Source organism: Pelagibacterium limicola (genome assembly GCF_015694405.1).
Taxonomy (GTDB): domain Bacteria; phylum Pseudomonadota; class Alphaproteobacteria; order Rhizobiales; family Devosiaceae; genus Pelagibacterium; species Pelagibacterium limicola.
Genome location: NZ_JADQDB010000003.1, coordinates 213,070 through 229,472, shown reverse-complemented (window position 1 = coordinate 229,472; position 16,403 = coordinate 213,070). Strand labels below are relative to the sequence as shown.

19 protein-coding genes and 1 tRNA gene are annotated in these 16,403 nt (G+C 60.6%); 11 read left to right on the top strand and 9 right to left on the bottom strand.

All coding sequences use genetic code 11. The features are described from left to right. Both I2G20_RS07210 and I2G20_RS07205 read left to right on the top strand, forming a co-directional pair. Positions 1–312: an integration host factor subunit alpha gene (locus I2G20_RS07210; RefSeq protein WP_196259017.1), complete on the top strand. Its 312-nt coding sequence runs from the start codon at positions 1–3 to the stop codon at positions 310–312. Between the two features lie 26 nt (positions 313–338). Further along, a complete protein-coding gene (locus I2G20_RS07205) occupies positions 339–821 on the top strand; it encodes a MerR family transcriptional regulator (RefSeq protein ID WP_196259016.1) in 483 nt (160 codons plus the stop codon). 27 nt (positions 822–848) lie between these two features. On the opposite strand, the gene I2G20_RS07200 is transcribed toward I2G20_RS07205, so the two are convergent. The 4 genes from I2G20_RS07200 to I2G20_RS07185 all read right to left on the bottom strand — a co-directional run bounded on the left by I2G20_RS07200 (position 849) and on the right by I2G20_RS07185 (position 3,293). Next, complete coding sequence (locus tag I2G20_RS07200; RefSeq protein ID WP_196259015.1) at positions 849–1,826, bottom strand: phosphotransferase enzyme family protein; 978 nt, start codon at positions 1,824–1,826, stop codon at positions 849–851. 69 nt (positions 1,827–1,895) lie between these two features. After that, positions 1,896–2,369 carry a hypothetical protein gene (locus tag I2G20_RS07195; RefSeq protein WP_196259014.1) on the bottom strand — a complete coding sequence of 158 codons (474 nt, stop codon included), beginning with the start codon at positions 2,367–2,369 and terminating at the stop codon, positions 1,896–1,898. A gap of 148 nt (positions 2,370–2,517) precedes the next feature. Beyond that, on the bottom strand, positions 2,518–3,015 hold the full coding sequence (locus I2G20_RS07190; RefSeq protein ID WP_196259013.1) for a hypothetical protein: 498 nt from the start codon (positions 3,013–3,015) through the stop codon (positions 2,518–2,520). A 201-nt stretch (positions 3,016–3,216) separates the two neighbouring features. Beyond that, positions 3,217–3,293 (bottom strand) — tRNA-Pro (locus I2G20_RS07185). Positions 3,294–3,427: 134 nt separating this feature from the next. Here I2G20_RS07185 and I2G20_RS07180 point away from each other — a divergent pair. Then, on the top strand, positions 3,428–3,598 hold the full coding sequence (locus I2G20_RS07180) for a hypothetical protein (protein WP_196259012.1): 171 nt from the start codon (positions 3,428–3,430) through the stop codon (positions 3,596–3,598). Positions 3,599–3,605: 7 nt separating this feature from the next. On the opposite strand, the gene I2G20_RS07175 is transcribed toward I2G20_RS07180, so the two are convergent. The 4 genes from I2G20_RS07175 to I2G20_RS07160 all read right to left on the bottom strand — a co-directional run bounded on the left by I2G20_RS07175 (position 3,606) and on the right by I2G20_RS07160 (position 8,142). Beyond that, on the bottom strand, positions 3,606–4,880 hold the full coding sequence (locus tag I2G20_RS07175; RefSeq protein WP_196259011.1) for an O-antigen ligase family protein: 1,275 nt from the start codon (positions 4,878–4,880) through the stop codon (positions 3,606–3,608). Further along, entirely contained in the window at positions 4,877–6,394 is a 1,518-nt protein-coding gene (locus I2G20_RS07170; protein ID WP_196259010.1) for an undecaprenyl-phosphate glucose phosphotransferase, read from the bottom strand. Before I2G20_RS07170 ends, I2G20_RS07175 begins: the two co-directional genes overlap by 4 nt. 87 nt (positions 6,395–6,481) lie before the next feature. After that, entirely contained in the window at positions 6,482–7,585 is a 1,104-nt protein-coding gene (locus tag I2G20_RS07165; protein ID WP_196259009.1) for a glycosyltransferase family 4 protein, read from the bottom strand. 5 nt (positions 7,586–7,590) lie between these two features. Then, the gene (locus tag I2G20_RS07160) at positions 7,591–8,142 is read right to left on the bottom strand and encodes a polysaccharide biosynthesis/export family protein (RefSeq protein ID WP_196259008.1); all 552 of its coding nucleotides are present in this window, start codon (positions 8,140–8,142) and stop codon (positions 7,591–7,593) included. Between the two features lie 140 nt (positions 8,143–8,282). On the opposite strand from I2G20_RS07160, the gene I2G20_RS07155 reads away from it, so the two are divergent. Then, entirely contained in the window at positions 8,283–10,346 is a 2,064-nt protein-coding gene (locus I2G20_RS07155; protein WP_196259007.1) for a GumC family protein, read from the top strand. 25 nt (positions 10,347–10,371) lie between these two features. After that, a complete protein-coding gene (locus tag I2G20_RS07150) occupies positions 10,372–11,409 on the top strand; it encodes a polysaccharide deacetylase family protein (RefSeq protein WP_196259006.1) in 1,038 nt (345 codons plus the stop codon). Here I2G20_RS07150 and I2G20_RS17380 read toward each other — a convergent pair. Next, positions 11,406–11,612: a DUF2842 domain-containing protein gene (locus I2G20_RS17380; RefSeq protein WP_196259005.1), complete on the bottom strand. Its 207-nt coding sequence runs from the start codon at positions 11,610–11,612 to the stop codon at positions 11,406–11,408. The two genes, I2G20_RS07150 and I2G20_RS17380, sit on opposite strands and share 4 nt — an antisense overlap. 92 nt (positions 11,613–11,704) lie before the next feature. On the opposite strand from I2G20_RS17380, the gene I2G20_RS07140 reads away from it, so the two are divergent. The 6 genes from I2G20_RS07140 (at position 11,705) to I2G20_RS07115 (ending at position 16,401) form a co-directional block, all read left to right on the top strand. Then, entirely contained in the window at positions 11,705–12,757 is a 1,053-nt protein-coding gene (locus tag I2G20_RS07140) for a COX15/CtaA family protein (protein ID WP_343070316.1), read from the top strand. A 182-nt stretch (positions 12,758–12,939) separates the two neighbouring features. Continuing rightward, positions 12,940–13,404, top strand: a complete 465-nt coding sequence (rplM, locus tag I2G20_RS07135) for a 50S ribosomal protein L13 (protein WP_207747567.1) — start codon at positions 12,940–12,942, stop codon at positions 13,402–13,404. 1 nt (position 13,405) lies between these two features. Then, positions 13,406–13,888, top strand: a complete 483-nt coding sequence (gene rpsI, locus I2G20_RS07130; protein ID WP_196259004.1) for a 30S ribosomal protein S9 — start codon at positions 13,406–13,408, stop codon at positions 13,886–13,888. Between the two features lie 125 nt (positions 13,889–14,013). Further along, positions 14,014–14,961 (top strand): ABC transporter ATP-binding protein, encoded by a 948-nt coding sequence (locus I2G20_RS07125; RefSeq protein ID WP_196259003.1) that lies wholly within the window; start codon positions 14,014–14,016, stop codon positions 14,959–14,961. Further along, positions 14,958–15,719, top strand: a complete 762-nt coding sequence (locus I2G20_RS07120) for an ABC transporter permease (RefSeq protein ID WP_196259002.1) — start codon at positions 14,958–14,960, stop codon at positions 15,717–15,719. Before I2G20_RS07125 ends, I2G20_RS07120 begins: the two co-directional genes overlap by 4 nt. Positions 15,720–15,756: 37 nt before the next feature. Beyond that, entirely contained in the window at positions 15,757–16,401 is a 645-nt protein-coding gene (locus I2G20_RS07115) for a ThuA domain-containing protein (protein WP_196259001.1), read from the top strand. Positions 16,402–16,403: the final 2 nt, after the last annotated feature.

The following is a 16,403-nucleotide window of genomic DNA, read 5'->3' as shown; positions in this document are numbered from 1 at the left end:
ATGTCCGGTAAGACCGTAACACGAGCCGACTTGGCCGAAGCCGTATATCAGACCGTTGGACTATCGCGCACAGAATCGTCCGAACTTGTCGAGCGGGTTCTCCAGGTCATTTCCGACGCACTCGCGTCTGGTGACAATGTCAAACTGTCGTCGTTCGGATCGTTTCAGGTTCGCTCAAAAAATGAGCGCTTGGGCCGGAATCCAAAGACTGGCGAGGAAGTGCCCATCCTGCCCCGTCAGGTTCTTGTGTTCAAACCATCCAATGTCTTGAAAACCAAGATCAACAAATCTATGGTTCGTTCAGCAAAATAAAGGTTTTTTGAAACCGGGGCACTGCGTTGGACAAATCGCCAGACGCCTTCCGGACCATTTCCGAAGCGGCGGACGAACTCGACCTACCTCAGCATGTGCTGCGTTTCTGGGAAACGCGGTTCAGCCAGATCAAGCCGCTCAAGCGCGGCGGCGGGCGACGCTATTATCGCCCCGATGACGTTCAGCTTCTCAAAGGCATCCGCCATCTGCTCTATGATCAGGGCTTCACCATCAAGGGTGTGCAGCGCATCCTCAAGGAGCAGGGCGCCCGTCACGTTGTCGCCATCGGGGAAACCGGCATCATTCGCCCTTTAGGCCCTCGCCCCGACGCGGAGCCGGAGATCTCTGTCGGAGGGGTCGAGCAGATCGAATTTGTCGATTCCGACGTCATCGACGACACTGTGGCCGTAACGCCAGGGCTGACCGTCGATCAGCGCGACCAACTCACCCAGGTTCTAGAATCGCTCATCGAATGCCGCGACACCCTCCGGCGCGCGCGGGAAGGTTGAGCCTCCTTCCGGCACGCACGCAGGACCTCACCGGTCGATTGAGCCCGTGCTCAGATACCGCTCCGCCAATTCCGCCGTGCCGTGCGCATATGTGCCATGGATGCTGCGGGCGAGCTCGGTTTCCGCATGGGAGCCGCTCCAGGCGAGCAGGGCCATGCGGCGGAGCATGACGAGCGTGTCAAGCATCGCTTCGTGTTGGGCGGAAAAAGCGCGATAGCGGCGATAGCCTTCCAGCCAGGCCGAACGCAGGGCAGGGACCGTCTCGGCGTCCTCGAAGAATGAGATTGCTGCGGCAAAATCGTAGCCGAACCAGCAAAAGCCGCAGTCGTCGAAGTCGATAAGGCGTGTCGTGCCGTCCTCGACGAGCAGATTGGCCAGCCGCATGTCGGCATGGATTAACCCGAACCGATCCGGGGCGCGGCCATAGGCGGCGAGCTTTTCCCGTAACGCCATGTCCAGCCTGTCGATATGGGAACGGACGGCGCCCTCTACCCCCGGCGCCACACGCCAATCCCCCCATATCGCGTCAGGATCGAGGACGGCTTCCGCGGTCCACACCTGCCGTTCGAAGGGCGTCGGCGGCTGCCAGCGTTCCACATGGGCGTGGCATTGCGCGGCAAGCGCGCCGAGTTGGGTAAAGATCGGCGAAAGATCGTCATCTACGACCGGCTCCTCCCCCGCTTCAAAGTGGAACAGCACCATGTGACGAATGTCGTCCGGACCGTCGAATGGCGCCTGCTGGACAAGGAGTCCATTGCGGCCCGGTATGGGCCGGGGCGTGAACAGTCCTGCTTCGGTGCGCAGAGCCTGCATCCAGGCGAGCTCGCTTTCTATGGCGAGGCGCGAATGATAGTGGGGCCGATGGACGCGGAGGATCGCCCTGGTCCCATCGGGGCAGTCCACCCGGAACGTGTGGTTTTCGGAGAGATTGACGAGCACCGGCAGCCCGCCCTCGAGCCCATCCCACAGCGCAAGCGCCGCCCGCACCCCGTTCCAGTCCGACATCAACCCGTACCCCCAGCGCTTTCCGCACTCTTATCAAGGCGGCGTATGTGGAAGGCAAGGTTCCTCGTGTCAGAAATTCGCGCAGGTCGAAAGCATTCCCTCGGCCGCCTCCCGGGCCCAATCGAGGGGATACTCCGCGGTGCCATCCTCGACGAACACGTAAAGCGTGCCCCGGGATGTCAGGAGGTCCGCCAGCCGCTCGTCGAGCACGGACATGCCCTCGAGGATGAAGAGATCGTCCATCTCGAGCCGCAGGCCGGTGGTTTCGATAGGTACCTCAAGGTCACCGGCCTGAAGCAGCACGATGACTTCGACGCCGTCCCGCGCGTCAATCGGTTCAAACTCGTAGGAGAAAATCACTTCGCTGTTTCCACGCTCGCAATAAAAGGCAAGCGGTGCAAAACCCGTTTCCGGAACGCCATACACCAGCGAAGCGCCGTATTCGTCCGAATGTCCGATCCATTGAAGATCTTCCTGGGCGTTAATGGAACTCGCGGCCAACGCCACGGCAACACCCAGTCCGATGGTATATATCCGCCGCATTGCTTCCTCCTCGCATTCCGGCTTACCGAGCCTAAAGATGGCATCTCATTGGAAAGTCGCAACTGGATTTTGTGAGTGCGGCCCAGTATTCGGACTAGCGGATGTCGGGGGCGCTCCGGTGGAGCGCCCCGTGTTATCAAGACGCCGATCAGGCCGCGTCGTCCACGATGATGGTGACGCTGGCGCCACCCTCGACGGTTACCGCCACGACGTCGTCAACCGTGTAACCTTCAGCCTCGAGTGCAGCCGAAATTGCTGCGCTGGCACCCAGCGCGGCGCGAATGTCGGCGATTGAGGTTTCAAGCGAACCGAGAGCTGCATCCAAAGCGGAGGCATTTGCGGCTGCGTTGCCCCGGATATCGGAAAGGGCGATGATCCGGATGCTGGCAGTCGCATCGAGGCCCTCGATGTCGGCCGCGGTCACGCCGGACGTGCGCAGGCTTGAGATGATCGAGCCGTAGTTGGTTTCGCCATGGCCGGATGCCTTGGCATTTCCCGACGCGTTTGTGCCGGCTTCGCCGCCGACACCGACTTCCACATCGACGTCACCAGACACGCCTACACCGGCATCGGCCTGCGCGAGCACGGCGGTTGAAGAAGAAGCGAGAAGAGCTGCCGAAGCAAAGAGCTTTACAAAGGTATTCATTGGGTTCTCCTGTGACCAGTAAGAAACCCCCCGTTGCACAGAAAATGCAGAATCCCGGGATTGGTTGCGACAGGCAGGAGCGGATGAGGAGGCCAAGTGCAGGCGGAGGAGCCCTGTTCGAGCAGCCGGAGGGGAAAGGTGGCCAAGATGAAAGCTGTTGCCAGAAACGACAAAACCCCACGGATCCCCGTGGGGTTTGAATGGTCGGAGCGGCCGGATTTGAACCGACGACCCTTTGTCCCCCAGACAAATGCGCTACCAGGCTGCGCTACGCCCCGACTGGCACTTCACCTATATAATCGCGGCGAGGAGTTCAAGAGCGCAATTGCGATTAATGGGGATGGCTGAAACGGGAACTCGCTGCGGCAGTTCCCCGTTCCGTAACGGACACTCACAGAGGAGTATCGGGGGCATGCCCATCATTTTCATTCTCCTGCTTGCGCTGCTGATCGGAACCCTGGGCTTTTGGGATGCGCTCGGCGCAATACTGGGCGCGGTGGCTCTGTTCGTACTGTTCTGGATATTGGTCGCCGCCGCAGCCGTCGTTGGCATTCTCTGGCTCATTCGCAGAATTACGGCCTGAACCGCTGCTATATCAGCGGGCGCCCCTGCCGTTGGTCAGCGGTGATCGTGTCGTAGCCGGCTGTAATGCCCCAAACGAGCCCGACGACCAGGAACCAGTGCCGCCAGTGGTCGGTATCGATGATCCCGGCCAACATGAACAGCGGTATCGCGGTCGAAAAGACCGGGATCAGGAGCAGGCGATTGGGCGAACGCCGTGAGAGGGTCGAGACACTTCGCCACGCCGTCCAGACCACGAGACTGAAGTAAGCTAGGGCGCCGCCCCAGCCATAGGCGTGGATGACGTTGATATACGTGTTGTGGGGAAGCTCGACGATCTTGAGGAAAGAAAACTCCAGCGGTCCGATGCCCCAGGGATTGGACAGTGCAAGGTCGAGCGCGTAGCCGATCCGACCAAATCGCCCGGTTTCGCCAGTGTCGTAGCTCTGGGTGAGCGAGAAGCGATGGACGAACAGTTCGGCGACCGAATCGATGCTGAGCAGAACCATGAGAGCGGCGGCGAACACCATCACGCCCCCGACGGCCAGGAGCAGCATCCGCACCTTGTCCTGCGCACGCGCTTCGAGAAAAAAGCACAGGAAGAACACCATCGCCGAAGACGCGGCGAAATGGCCCCACGCCCCGCGCGAGAACGAGACGAACACCCCAACGAACAACACCATGTAAAGTGCTCCCCCGATCAAGGCTCGCCTGGGGGTGCCGAGCAGGGCCCGCTGCAGGAGGAACATCGCAGGGAGAATGAGAAAAGGCCCGAAGACGTTAGGATCCTTGAAGAACGCCTTGGCCCGGCCATAGAGCAGGAACACGCCTTCGCCGGGCAGGAGGCCGAGATAAGCCAGTGTTCCGACCACCGAAGCGATGAGGGCAGCCGTGATATAGGCATTGCCGATCAGCCGCATATTGGAGAAGGGCGACTGCGCCACGAAATTGGCGGCGAAGTAACTGGTAATCATCAGGAAGATGGTGACCAGCGTGAAGAGCAGGGCATCCGAGACGTCCATGAAACGGACCTGGAACACCGCGATCATCGCAAAGGGCGCAAAAAGCAGGATGAGGGCCAGCAGTGGCAGCGTATCGCGGTGCAGCTTCAGGCCCCCGGCCAGCGCGACGGCGAACGCAGCGAGAAAGGTTACCTCGTAAGGAGAAGGCTCAATGAGGACGAACGCGCCGGAAAAAATCCAGACGGTGACCAGAACCTTGAGCAGCCCCTGCATCCGGGCCGAAAGGAATGCCCGTCCCAAAGCGCGGGTATCGGTTTCCCCGGCCGGGATTGCCGTTGTCAAAATGCATTCTCGCTTTTGGTGACGAGCGATACCGGTGTCATGATGAGAATGTAAAGATCGAGCAGCACCGACCAGTTCTCGATGTAGTAGAGATCGTGATCCACGCGCTGCATGATCTTTTCGACCGTATCGGTTTCCCCGCGCCAGCCATTGATCTGCGCCCAGCCGGTGATGCCTGGCTTGACCTTGTGACGGGCGAAGTAGCCGTCAACGGCCTCGTGGTAGAGCGTATTGGCCGCCTTGGCTTCAAGCGCATGGGGACGCGGGCCAACGATGGAAAGCTCACCCCGCAGCACGTTGAAAAGCTGCGGCAATTCATCGATGGAGGTCTTGCGGATGAAACGTCCCACCGCGGTCACGCGCGGGTCGTCGCGCGTCACCAGTTTTGAAGCCTTTGCATCCGACATGTCAGTGTACATCGAACGGAACTTGAAGATCTCGATCAGCTCGTTGTTGAACCCGTGACGCTTCTGGCGGAAGAAAACCGGCCCTTTGCTCGTCAGCTTGATCGCGATTGCCGTTCCGACCATCAAGGGGGACAGGAGGACGAGCGCCATGAGCGCCACTGCCTTGTCGAACACCCATTTAAAAACGAGGTTCCAGTCCGAAATCGGCCGATCGGCCATGTCGAAGACCGGTAGATCACCGACATAGGAATAGGTCTTGTCGGTAAAGCGCAGCTTGCTCATATGCGCCGAGAGGCGGATATCGACGGGAAGAACCCAGAGCTGGCGCAGCATCTCGAGGACGCGCGCTTCGGCCGAAAGCGGCATCGAGACGATGACGAGGTCAATTTTGGCGCGGCGTGAGAACTCGACGAGATCGGGCACCCGACCCAGCTTGCGCAGCCCCTTGATTTCGTTGGGCGAACGTTCGCCTTCGCGATCGTCGAACAGCCCCACGAGCTCGATGTCGCCGCTGGCGCTGTTGTTGATCGCCTCGATCAAAGCGGCCGCGGCCTCGCCGCCACCGACGATGACGGTACGCCGCTTAAGTTGCCCCGACGCAGACCAACGCATCACCAAATGACGGAGGGCCAGGCGGAAGGCCACCAGACCCGCTGCACCGGCGACGTACCATCCGATCAACCAGACCCGCGAAACCATATCGCTGGCTTTGAACAGGAACAGCCCGACCATGAGAACGAAGAAGACGACCGTCCAGCCGCCCAGCACCCGCAGGAGCTGCTTTGCCATCGTACGATAGGCCGGCATCCGGTGGGTTCGCGAAAGGTTAAACGCGACGTTGGCGAGAAAGACCGCGCCCAGGATGAGCGGGATGTAAAACTCTGGCGTCGTCCCTCCGACATATGTCCCGAACAGGACAAGTCCGATCACCGCAAGAATGGCGGCTTCGGCGATCTGTGCAAAGCCGGAAATAACCGTATGGGAATAGCCCGCCTCGACCGGACGCGAGGCAATCGCTTCCGCTTCGGGAGAGAGCTGACCGGCAGTTTTTGTGCTGCCGTTATTGAGATGGTTGATAACGGCTTGCTTGGGATCGACCCGGAACATAGGGAACGCCTGCTTCTAGGACTTTTGGCCGGGAATAATGGCGCGCGAGGTATGAAAACTCGGTGAAAAGCGCCGGCTAATCCTCGGCTACTCGTGCTTTGCGAGCGCCGCATAGAGCGTGGCGATGTCCGTCGCCATTCGCTCGACCGAAAAGTGCTCGGCGATGTGAGCGCGGCGCAGACCGGCATCGGTTTCCATTTTCGCCGGGCTGTCGAGCCAAGATTGCATGGCATAGCGGAGCGCGTCCGTCGCGTCAGGGGCGATCAGGGCAGGGGACGTCGGGCCGAAGATTTCAGCTATCCCGCCGACATCGGTGGCAATGAGAGGGCGCCCGGCGGCGGCGGCCTCAAGCACGATGTAGGGCAGCGATTCTGCTCGCGAGGGAACAACCACACACTTGCCAGCGGCAAACATCGATCGAGCGGGCTGGACCCCGGCAAGAGATACGCGGTCGGCCAGACCATGTTGTGCGATCAGCGCCCTGAGATGATCTTCATCAGGCCCAGCGCCCGCCATGACCAGCGTCGCGGGGCGGTCGAGCTGAGCCAGTGCGGCGACGAGCAGATCGATGCCCTTGAGTAGCCGCAGCTCTCCCACAAAAACGAAATCGGCAGCGTCCGCAGCGGGGGTCACCATCTCGAATTCGGCCTTGCGCAGACCATTGTGTATCACGGCGTTGCGGCAGCGGGGCGCGGCGATCTTTTCGGCAAAGACCCGCTGCCCGTAAGCACTCTCGAATATGATGGCATCGGTCGCTCCAAGCAGAGAACGTTCGATGGCCATGAAAACGGCCCCCGATGCGCTTCGGGTATCGAAATGCAACACCCCGCCATGCGGCGTATAGAGGGCCGAGACCCTGCTGTTGCCGACCCGCGCAAGCCTCGCTCCGAACCCGCCCTTGGCACCATGCCCGTGAAGGATCGTGACGCCGAGATCCCGGGCGAGCTTGCGGATGCGTAAGGGTGTGATGACGTCCTGGACGCCGAGAACGCGCGGCATCGGCATGCGGTGAATGCCGAACGTTGCGAATGCGCTCAGTGCCGCTAGGCGAGCCTCGGTCTGCGCATCGCCGGCGAGGCTGTCCACGACCACCCCAACCTCATGCCCCATGCCGGCAAGCGCCTCGGTGAGATCGGCCACATGCCGGAAAAGCCCGCCAACCGGCGCACGCATGATCTGTAAAATGCGCATTGGCCTCAAAGCCAGCGCTGGGAGATGACGATGGTATCTCCGGGGAGGATTGGGAAGTCCAGCCCGACCGTACCTTTGACCATTTCATGGCCCTGCCGGCGATAGACGACGGCGCTGTCGCGATTTGCCGTTTCAGTATGGCCACCGGCCGTACTGATCGCCGCCCGCACCGTCATGCCGTAGACATAGGTAAACTGGCCAGAGTTACGGACAGCGCCCTGGATGAAATAAGGCCTGTATTCAGCAACTTCCACGGCAACGTTTGGGCTCCGCATGAAGCCGTTTGCAAGTGCCCCGGTAATGCCGCGGGCCACCATTTCGGTGGTTTTGCCGCGGGCCGCCACCGTCCCAACCAGAGGCATCGCGATCGCGCCGGCATCGTCGATCCGGTAAGTATTGGTCAGGTCCTGTTCGCCATAGACAGTCACACGCAACACATCCCCGCTGTCGAGCGCATAGGGGCCTGTTTGCTCGACAAGGTAGGTCGCCGGTCGTCCATGCGCACACGCTGCCGCAAGCAGCGGCAACAGCAGCAGGAACCATCTGGCAATACGCATGGCACAACCCGTTCAGATAATGCGGACAGGAGTCCCATGTTATAGTTAAGAATCTCCTTATCGGCTGACGGCGGGCCCGGATTTTAACCGAATGCTTACCATGCAGCGCCCATAAAGGGGCTTCACTCAGGGGCCCAGTTATGAGTATTGCCGCGCCTCCGGCCGACCAGCGGGACGCCAGTATCGACATCGGGATCGTGGTCGCCGCGGTGCTCAGGCGCGTGGTGCGGGTCATGCTCGTCACGCTGATCTTGTGCGCCGCGACATTTGCCGTCTTGTTGTTCGTGCCGCGGCTCTACGAGTCGTCGGCGGGGCTTTTGATCGAGCCGCGTTCCAACGCATTCACGCGGGCGACCAACGACCCCCTCGGTTCCGCAGCCATTGTCGACGAGGCGACCGTCGCCAGCCAGATTGAGCTCATCAAATCGCGCGACACGATTGTCGCCGTGATCGAGGAGACTGGCTTGCGCGACGTTCCAGAGTTTGCAGCGAGTGGGGGAATCCTGTCGCTTTTCGGGCTCCGCGGGAGGCCGAGCGAGCAGGGAATCATCAACGCGGTCAACGACAATCTGACGGTCGCCCAGGAGCGCAATTCCCGGCTCGTTTCCGTCGCGTTCCGATCTCAGGATCCCGAACTCGCAGCACGCGTTGCCAACACGTTTGCGACCGTCCACGTCAACCGTCGGGCGGGGCAGCAGATCTCCGACACGCGCGAAGCCACGGCCTGGCTCGAACAGGAAATCGACGGGCTGCGCGCCCGCGTCGCCGAGGCCGAGCGGCGCGTGGCGGAGTTCCGCGTTCAGAATGATCTCTTCATGGGGGCCAACAACACCAGCATCGTCGATCAGCAGCTTTCCAACTATACTGCCCAGATCACCGCCGCTGCCGAGCGACGCAGCGCTGCAGAAACCCGCGCGCAACTCATCCGCTCATTGCTTCAGTCGGGGCAGTCGGTCAGTGGCGTGACAGAAGTACAGGCCTCTCCGGTGGTTCAGCAGCTGAGTAACGAGATGGCGCGTTTGCAGGGGGAGCGGGCGCAGCGATCGTCCACCCTGCTCTCCAACCATCCGACTATTCGCGCGCTGGACGCCCAAATCGGCGAGATCAACAGCCAGATTACTGCCGAGGGCCGCCGTGTTGCAGAAGCTCTCGAACGCCAGGCGCAGATTGAAGCAGATTTGGTGCGATCGCTCGAAGACGAGCTTGCTCGCGCGAAAGTGGCGGCGGGATCGGCAACCCGCGAAGGCGTGACGCTCGCCGAACTCGAACGGGAAGCCGCGGCCCAGCGGGATCTCCTCAATGCCTATCTGATCCGCCATTCGGAGGCGCTAGCGCGCACCGATGCGACCGCTGTGTTGCCGGACGTGCGCATCGTCAGCCAGGCAGCTCCATCGGTTTCACCTGTGTCGCCCAAGACCTCGCTGATTCTCATCGCCCTGGCCTTCGTTTCGGTGACGCTGCAAGTGGGCACGATCATCTTTCGCGAATTGCTTTCCGGGCGTGCGCTCGTTGAACGCCCTGGGCCGAATCCCCGCGCTGAAGATGCTTTCGAGACGCCTCCGCTTGCAGAGCCGCTTCCTCCGGAATTGGAGCCTGCTCCTGAAACCGAACCAGAGGCGGAACCCGAACCGATCCGGATAACCGGCGCCCCACCCAGCCGCACCGAAGTTGAACTGGAGTCGCTGGTCGCCACCGTACTGGCCGGCACCGTCCGTCGCGTGGTCATTGCTTCCCTGGACAGCTGGAAGGAGAGCATGTCCTTCGCAGAACGGCTCAGCGCGCGCCTGATCGACAATGGACACTCCGTCGCCGAAATAGATGCTGCCAGCCGCCAGCAGGGAATAGAGCTCGGTCTCACTGATCTTTGCGCCGAGGAGGCCGATTTCGGCGATGTCGTCCATCGCGGTGTCGAACAGCGGTTCGCCTTCGTGCCATGGGGACAGGGTGCCGCCTTGCAGCGCAACACCGAACGGGCGGCGACACTGGTCGATGCGCTGGATGACATTTACGAAGCGGTGGTTGTGGTGACCGGTAAGGTTGGCATGACATCGGCATTGCCGTTATTTGCCGGGTCGGAGAGCACTTGTGTGCTGATCGCGGCCGAGGGCGCCAATGCGGAGAGCACGCGCAAAGAGATCGATGCGCTGGGCTTTTCTCAGGTCCTTATGGCGACGAGCGGTTCCACGCAGTCCGAAGTCGCTTGAGCATTAGCATATCCGGGAGGAAGCCGTGTCGCGATACCGGGCATTTAAGGCCGCCTTCGAGGTGCTCTCGCTCCTGCACCTCTCGCCGCTGCTCCGGCGGTTTTCCGCATGCCGGGGAGTGATCTTTACCCTTCACAGGGTTTTGCCTGAGCCGCCTGCCGCTTTCTCGCCCAACGCGATCCTGCAGGTGAGACCTGATTTCCTGGAAGCTGTAATCGTCAAGGCGCGGGCAGCCGGCTTCGACATCGTCACGATGGACGAAGCTCTCGCGCGACTGCGTTCGGGCGCGCGGCACAGGCCGTTCGTCGTTTTCACCTTTGACGACGCCTATCGGGACAACCTGACCCATGCTTTGCCTGTGCTGCGCAGGCACAATGCTCCCTTCACGCTCTTCGTCCCGACTGCGTTGGTGGATGGGGTGGGGGAGGTGTGGTGGCAGGCGCTTGAGGACATCATTGCTGCCAACCTCGTCGTTTCCTTGGGAGATCGAAAGGTGGACACGGCGACGGTCGAGCAAAAAAACGCGCTGTATGAGGAACTCTACTGGTACTACCGGACAATCCCCGAGAGCCAGCGAGTCGAGGAAATCACCGCTCTCGCCGATGCCCACGGCGTCGATCTTCCTGCCCACTGCCGCGCGCTGATCATGGATTGGGACGAGTTGCGAACGTTCGCCAATGAGCCGCTCTGCACCATCGGTGCTCACACCGTGCATCATTACGAACTTTCAAAGCTCGCTGAAGATGAAGCGCGCACGGAAATGACAGCCTCCGCCGATATCCTCGCAGAAAGGTTCGGCGTACGGCCTCGCCACTTTTCGTACCCGATCGGCAGTCGGCAGGCGGCGGGAGCACGTGAATACCGGCTGGCCCGCGAGGCCGGGTTTGAATCGGCTGTGACGACGATTCCCGGCGGTCTCTATCCCGACCATGCGGAAAACACCACCACTCTGCCGCGCATCTCGCTCAACGGCAATTTCCAGGATCCGCGTTATATCGATGTGTTCCTGACCGGCGCGCTGTTCACCCAAATCGCCAAGCGCGACAAGGGGCCGGGAGGCTAGGCGTCCGGCTTGGCCATCCAGAGGATGATTGCTCTTGCGGGGAACACCCATGCGAGACCGAAGCCGACAAAGAAGACGAGGTGCCAGATTGGTGAGGCGTCCTCAAGGAACCAATCGTAAACCCACATGCCGATGGTCGCCCATATGACGAGCGACAGCACGGTAAGGACGGTTCCGATAGCTTTGCGTTGACGCTGGGTCACTTGGGGTCGAGGCCTGCGGCGATTGGGGTTATTGTGTTCGAGCGCTGCTCTCGTTAGCAGATTGGCATTCATCCACAAACCCCGGTTATGCCGTGACAGCCGCTGCTTCTAATTTCGTCGAGGCCCAGGATCGTATTCGCCCCGTAAGGATCTGGCTCTATGTTCTGGCCGCGATGGTGCTGCTTATGGTGCTCGTGGGCGGCGCAACGCGCCTTACGGAATCCGGCTTGTCGATCACCAGCTGGCGGCCTGTCTCGGGGATCATCCCGCCCCTCTCGGATGCAGACTGGCAAGCCGAATTTGAGGCTTACAGGCAAATCCCCCAGTATCAGCAGGAATTCGCCGGCTGGATGGGCGTAGAGGAGTTCAAGCTCATTTTCTGGTGGGAATGGCTTCACCGCTTCCTCGGGCGCATGATCGGTTTTGCCTTCGCCATTCCGTTCGTGATCTTCCTCGTGCAAAAGCGCCTCCCGAAGGCGCTGATCTGGCCCTTGGCCGGTCTTTTCGTGTTGGGTGGGTTTCAGGGTTTTCTCGGCTGGTGGATGGTTTCGTCAGGACTGAGCGAGTTGACCTCGGTTTCCCAATACCGTCTCGCCGCGCACCTTTCGGCCGCGTGCGTTCTTTGGCTTGCCCTGATCTGGGTGGCGCGCAGCCTCGAGCCACCCATCACGGGCACCAAACCTTCCCCCGGTTGGACATTGGCGCTATGGGGTCTGCTGGTCGCGCTCTTCGTGCAGATCGGCGCGGGCGCCTTCGTCGCCGGGCTCGATGCAGGATCGTCACACAATACCTGGCCGCTTATGGATGGGCAGTTGATCCCCGCAGGCATGTTTGCCATGCAGCCGCTCTGGGCCAATTTTTTCGAGAACGTGATGACGGTGCAGTTCAATCACCGCGTGCTTGCTTATCTCATAACCGCTTATGTTGCGCTCATGTGGTGGTTCGGGCGCAAATCGCCTGGATTCGGGGGCGTGAACGGCTGGTTCCCGCGTATCGCCCTGGTTACCGCTCTGCAGGTGGTTCTGGGCATCGCAACGCTCCTGACGGTCGTCAATATCCCGCTCGCCCTGGGCCACCAGGCGCTGGCCTTCATGCTGATCGGTATGGTGATTGCCTATCTTGCTGATCTTAAAAGAGTTCTTTAGCGGTATTATAATACCGGAATGATAACTAGTTGAAAAACAAAGATGAATTAATCATGCTTGACGCCTGCGTGCAACGTCTGTAAGACGCGCCGCGAAAAGGGCGTTTCGCAATTGAGATGTCCCGGGAAAGCTGCCGGCTCCGGCCGCTTGTTCCGTAAAGAGCGACCCAAGGAATAAGAACAATGAAGACCTACTCCGCCAAGGCTGGCGAGATCGAAAAGAAGTGGGTTCTGATCGACGCGGAGGGCCTCATCGTTGGCCGTCTCGCCGCGGTCATCGCGACCCGCCTGCGCGGCAAGCACCTGCCCACCTTCACCCCAAACCAGGACATGGGCGACAACGTCATCGTCATCAATGCCGACAAGGTGAAGTTCACCGGCAAGAAGCTCGATGACAAGCGCTTCTACTGGCACACCGGTTACCCCGGCGGCATCAAGGATCGCACCATGCGTGAGATGCTCGAGGGCCGTTTCCCCGAGCGCGTCGTCGAGAACGCCGTTCGCCGCATGATGCCCGGCGGCCCGCTGACCCGCGCTCAGCTCAAGAACCTCCGTGTTTATGCTGGTTCCGAGCATCCCCATGAAGCCCAGAAGCCCGAGACGCTCGACGTTGCCGCGCTCAACACCAAGAATGTGAGGGTGAAGTAATATGTCCGAGACCACCATCAACACCCTCGAAGATCTCGGCGCCGCCACGCAGACCGTCACTTCGGAAGCGCCTGTGCGCGTCCAGAAGATCGACGCCCAGGGCCGTGCCTATGCCACCGGCAAGCGCAAGGATGCCGTTGCCCGCGTTTGGGTCAAGCCCGGTTCGGGCAAAATCACCGTCAACGGCAAGGAATTCACTGCCTACTTCGCCCGTCCGGTGCTCCAGATGATCCTGCAGCAGCCCATCGTCGCCGTTGAACGCGTTGACCAGTACGATGTCGTCGCTACGGTCGCCGGCGGCGGCCTCTCGGGTCAGGCCGGTGCCGTCCGTCACGGCATCTCGCAGGCGCTCACGCACTACGAGCCTGAACTGCGTGGCGTGCTCAAGAAGGGCGGCTTCCTTACCCGCGACAGCCGCGTGGTCGAGCGCAAGAAGTACGGCCGTGCCAAGGCCCGGCGTTCCTTCCAGTTCTCCAAGCGCTAAGCGACTGGACGAACCACAGAATTTCGAAAGGGCCCGCTTCGGCGGGCCTTTTTTTTGTCGGCATCGGTCTAGGCAATTCGTCGTATCGGCCTATATAGGCTGCCAAGGCCGGAGGGCGGACAAGAATGAACATGCACGTGCAGGCCGCAGAAGCTGCGGTTTCGATATCCAATTTATCCAAGACATACGATACAGGGTTCGAGGCGCTCAAGAATGTGAGCCTCGATATCCGCAAGGGCGAAATCTTCGCGCTCCTGGGCCCCAACGGCGCGGGCAAGACCACTCTCATCGGCACCGTCTGCGGTCTCGTCAATCCGACTTCGGGACAGATTCTGGTCGGCGGCCACGATGTCGTCGCCGACTTCCGCAAGTCCCGTGCGCTGATTGGGCTTGTGCCGCAGGAATTGACCGGCGATCGATTCGAAACCGTCTGGGCAACGGTCTCGTTCACGCGCGGCCTGTTCGGCAAGCCGCGCAACGATGCGGTCATCGAGAAAATCTTGAAGGACCTCTCGCTTTGGGACAAGCGCAACGAGAAGCTGATTACCCTCTCAGGCGGCATGAAACGCCGCGTTCTGATCGCGAAGGCACTTAGCCACGAGCCTGAAATCCTGTTTCTCGATGAACCTACGGCCGGGGTCGACGTCGAACTGCGCCGTGACATGTGGCGGGTGGTGCGCGAACTCCGCGAGCGCGGTGTTACCATCATTTTGACAACCCACTATATCGAGGAAGCCGAGGAGATGGCCGACCGGATCGGCGTGATTTCCAAAGGCGAGATCATACTGGTGGAGGAAAAAACCGAGTTGATGACCAAGCTCGGCAAGAAGGACCTTACCATTCAGCTCCAGGAGCCGATCGCGACGCTTCCCGCGACACTCACGGCAATCGGACTGCGCCTGAACGGTGATGGAACCGAACTCATTCATACTTATGACAGCCAGGCCGACCGGACAGGCATCGCCACCCTCATGGCAGCGGTGAGCGCCGAAGGGTTGAGCGTCAAGGATTTGAGCACGTCCCAGAGTTCGCTCGAGGACATCTTCATCGGTTTGCTGAGGGACCGGGCATGAATTTCTACGCAATCAAGGCAATCTATACTTTCGAAATGGCACGCTGGTGGCGGACTATCCTTCAGTCGATCATTTCGCCGGTCGTCTCGACCTCGCTTTATTTCGTCGTCTTCGGCGCCGCCATCGGGTCGCGCATCGAGGCGGTTGAAGGCGTCAGCTACGGCGCATTCATCGTGCCGGGCCTCATCATGCTCGCACTCTTGCAGCAATCGATCTCCAACGCATCGTTCGGCATCTATTTTCCGAAATTCGCGGGCACGATTTATGAAATCCTTTCGGCACCCATCTCGCACGTCGAGACCGTGATCGCCTTTGTTGGCGCTGCAGCGACCAAGTCGGTGATCCTCGCCTTGATCATGCTCGCAACGGCGGCATTGTTTGTCGATCTCAACATCGCGCATCCGGTCTGGATGCTGGTTTTCCTCATCCTGACTGCCGTGACGTTCTCGCTGCTGGGCTTCATCATCGGCATATGGGCAGACGGGTTTGAGAAGCTCCAGCTGTTCCCTCTGCTCATCGTGACGCCCCTGGCGTTCCTGGGCGGGACGTTCTATTCGATCACCATGCTCCCTCCGCTGTGGCAGACGATCTCGCTGTTCAACCCCGTGGTCTATCTCGTGAGCGGATTCCGTTGGGCATTCTACGATGCGTCGGATGTCCATATCGGCATAAGCCTTGCCATGACACTGGCTTTCCTTGCCGTCGCGCTCATCATCGTTGCATGGATATTCAGGACCGGCTACAGGCTCCGGACATAGAGGACGGGGCATACGCACCCGGGAGGAGGAATACAATATGCGCAAGGCACTTGTCGCTTGGGGCGGCTGGGATGGTCACGAGCCTGAACAGGGCGCTGCCATCGTTCGCGATTTTCTCGCCGAGGATGGTTTCGACGTGAGCGTGCGCCAGGGGACCGCGGCATTTGCGGACGAGAACCTGGGCGCTTTCGACCTGATCGTACCAATCCTGACCATGCTTCCCATTCAAAAGGAAGAACTTGCCAATCTCCTGGATGCTGTCCGCAACGGGTCGGGCATCGGCGGATATCACGGCGGTATGGGCGACGCTTTCCGGCAGGAGCCCGAGTACCAGTTCATGTGCGGTGGCCAGTGGGTGGCGCATCCGGGAAATGTAATCGATTACCACGTCGATGTGACCGAGCCGGAAGATCCGATCATGGAAGGCATCTCACGCTTTCCATATCGGTCGGAACAGTACTACATGCACGTCGACCCCTCCAACGAGGTACTGGCCACCACGACCTTTACCGGTGAACACGCCGAATGGATCGATGGCGTCACGATGCCAGTGGTCTGGAAGCGGCGCTACGGGAAGGGCAGGGTGTTCTTTTCCTCCCTGGGGCATGTGGCGAGCGAATTCGCGGTGCCGGAGATGAAGACCATTCTCAGGCGTGGCCTGAACTGGGCGGCGCGGGGTTAAGG